Source organism: Ammoniphilus soli, from assembly GCF_040813775.1.
Genome location: NZ_JBEGDL010000106.1, coordinates 1 through 1,991, shown reverse-complemented (window position 1 = coordinate 1,991; position 1,991 = coordinate 1). Strand labels below are relative to the sequence as shown.

The window sequence follows — 1,991 nt, the reverse complement described above, 5'->3', positions numbered from 1 at the left end:
GCTACCGTACTGGAAAAAGAGCCAAAGTCCATTTTGATCTGGTTACTCTTGTTTATAACGCATCCAAATTAGCTGTAGACCGAATTCGTAAGGAGGTGGAAAACTCAAAAAAGGCGGTTGCTTAATTTAAAAAATTCACGTTTTCCCACTAGGTAAAGTCTACAGTTTTTTAGGAAACACAATTATGAAATTGATTCAACTGAGTTAATTTCATAAATCTGAGCCCTTGTGTACCAAGGGTTGAAAGCAACTAAAAAAGGAGTACCTCCCCAAATCTAGAATAGAGTAAGTGCGACCAAACTCTCATAGATTGGAGGATGACTCCCTATGTCCATTATACGACAAGGAAGCCTATTTAGCATTCAAGAATTATATGCAATGTCGCCAAGTGATCGGTTCGAGGAGATTTTTTCCTCCCTACCTATTGAACCGATTTTATTCATCGTGAGTAAGAAGTCTTGTTACGGCGCTCCCGTTCAACTTAATTACGCAGCCATGGTTTACTCACTCGTGGCTCGTGTTGTGGAAAGAATACCCACCGTGAAGGATTTAATCCAACGACTTAAAAGATTTTATGTTTCGTTTAGATTGTGGTTTCTTGTTTTCCGATGAAGTTCCATCGGAGGCATCTTATTCACGTCTTATTTCTAAAATAAGTGAAACCAATGTTTTAGAAGAACTTCAACAATCGGTTCTTGTTCAGGCTTTTCAGGAAGGTTTCATCGAAGATGAGATCATCGCGATCGATGCATCTCATGTGGAAGCACGAGATCAAGCCCCTTCTAAAGAAGAAAAAGCTAAACCTGAACCCAAAAAGCGTGGGCGAAAGCCCAAAGCTGAACGTGAACAATGGCTAAAGGAAAAGGAAGAACAAGAAGCCAACTTCCTTTATTTGAAAAGCCCATTGAAGCCCAATTAGATGCTAGTTTGAAGGATTTAAGGCAACACATGCCGTTGGATCCTCAATGGGGCATCAAGAAAAACAGTGAAGGAAAAAACACCTTTTGGTATGGGTACAAAGCACATTTGGCTGTAGGTACGGATAGTCAATACATTCTTCAATCCATCCTATCCTCCGGAAATTTAAATGACGGAAAAGCCGCGATTCCTTTATTGAAAGGAATTTAGGAGCAACTCCCGTTTTTGACGGTTCGTCATGCTACGATGGATGCTGGCTATGATTATGAACCGATCTATACCCAAATTCGCCGTATGAAGGCTCATGCTGTTATTGCGTACAACAAACGGCGAGAACCGGAAATGGTAGGTTTTGATTCCTATTTCGCTCCGACTTGTGTACGGGAGCATTCCTACCGTTATGACAGTTATGATCCCAAGTACGAGACCATGAAGTATACGAAACCCAAAGAATGTAGAGATTGTCCATTACGTCATGATTCTTTGTGCCAAAAAGTATATAAAATAAAGATCACTACAGACTTGAGAAAATACACGGCACCAGGGCGAGGAACGAAAGCCTGGAAAAACATCTATAAAGAAAGAACAGCTGTTGAGAGAGTCATCGCTTATCTTAAAGAGTTCTTTCAGTTAAACAATGTGCGATACCGTACAGGTAAACGAGCAAAAGTACATTTTGACTTAGTAACACTCGTCTACAACACATCAAAGTTAGCTGTAGACCGCATGAATAATGAGTTTGTTTCACGAGTTGCCTAATTTTTAAAAACTAAAACCACGAAATTCAGCAGCTTTATCCTTTGCACAAAGGGCATTATGAAATTAACTCAACTGAAGAATGGATGAAAAACTTTAAATAAAAAAAGAGACTGATGCCTAATCAGTCTCAGTGGGTTCAAATAGTTCTTGAGTTTTCTTGGGAAGTTATACCTCTTTAGTTTAATACACATCACGTTGGTAACGTCCTTGCTCCTTCATATCATCTAGATACGCTTCGGCTGCTTCACGGGTTGTGGCACCTTCTTTTTCAATCACGTCAATAAGCGTGTTGTGGACGTCTTTCGCCATATATT

At 39.9% G+C, this 1,991-nt stretch carries 2 pseudogenes; one reads left to right on the top strand and one right to left on the bottom strand.

The features are described 5' to 3' along the window. Positions 1 to 327 precede the first annotated feature (327 nt). Positions 328 to 1,677: pseudogene (locus ABLT31_RS38410) on the top strand (IS1182 family transposase). A gap of 180 nt (positions 1,678 to 1,857) precedes the next feature. Here ABLT31_RS38410 and ABLT31_RS38405 read toward each other — a convergent pair. Beyond that, a pseudogene (locus ABLT31_RS38405) lies at positions 1,858 to 1,991 on the bottom strand (protein CysJ); the annotation flags it as partial.